The organism is Vibrio sp. 1069, from assembly GCF_033340555.1.
Genome location: NZ_JAWOWP010000135.1, coordinates 1 through 997 on the forward strand (window position 1 = coordinate 1; position 997 = coordinate 997).

The 997-nt window shown below is 47.0% G+C and carries 1 protein-coding gene and 1 pseudogene; one reads left to right on the forward strand and one right to left on the reverse strand.

Translation table 11 applies throughout. From position 1 onward, the window contains the following. Positions 1–153 (forward strand): annotated as a pseudogene (locus tag R7040_RS24960) (hydroxymethylglutaryl-CoA lyase); the annotation flags it as partial. Positions 154–247: 94 nt separating this feature from the next. Here the strand turns inward: R7040_RS24960 and R7040_RS24965 are convergent. Then, on the reverse strand, positions 248–997 hold a 750-nt coding region (locus tag R7040_RS24965; protein ID WP_318097349.1), incomplete at its 5' end, for a response regulator.

The window sequence follows — 997 nt, forward strand, 5'->3', positions numbered from 1 at the left end:
GAAGATGTGCTTTATCTGTGTGAACAGCTTGGCATTGAAACGGGGATTGATCTCAACATTATCAATGAAGCGGGTTGGCAAATTTGCCGTGCGTTAGGTAAACGTCCGTCTTCCAAAGTAGCACTCGCTCTGGGTGATCCGCACAGCTTGTAAAAGACTCCATCCGCGATAAGCAACCAATAAATACAAACGGGCATGCGTAACAACATGCTCGTTTTATTAGGGCCAAGTACGATTCACAAAAGCACTAACCAGAGGCGTGCTTTTCAGCCATTTGAGTATGGCGTCCCCACTTCGCAATCATATCGAGTAAATCGCTTTTCTGAACTGGTTTCGTCAGGTAATCATTCATCCCTAGTGCAATACTCTTTTGCTGCTCTTCTTGCATCGCGTGAGCAGAAAACGCCACGATTGGACACCAAGGAAACTCACCGTTTTCCTGTAACTCACGAATGTCTTTTGTCACACCAAAACCATCTTTGTTTGGCATAGAAATATCGGTAATCACCAAATCAGGGGAAAGCTGCTTGTAGAGTTCAACGGCCTCGACACCATCTTCCGCCAACGTCAGTTTCACACCGGTGTCTTGCAACATTTTTTCAATCAAGATTCGGTTGATATGGCTGTCTTCTGCAACCAAAAGGTGCAAATTAGAAAAATCTGGATTGTCTTGTGAGGAAAGCGCTCGACGCTTTTGTATTTTGCTAGAAAGCAGAGTTTGCAGTTTATGCTGCGTGACAGGTTGCGGCAGTAAACGATCCCGTTCGCACGACCATGCCAACCCTTCCTCCATCCCGCAAGGGGCGAGAAACAGTACCCGTTTGGCGGCTGATTCTGTCGCATCAAGCTCATAGAGCGCATCTCTATCCTGAGCATTGTTCACGCTCGCGATGATGCGGTCAAAATCATCCAAATCTCTGCCCAAAGACTGCGCCGCAGCCCAATCGTTGCTATGAGTCACCTCGATGCCAATCTCTTTAGCTAAGCGCATCAAATG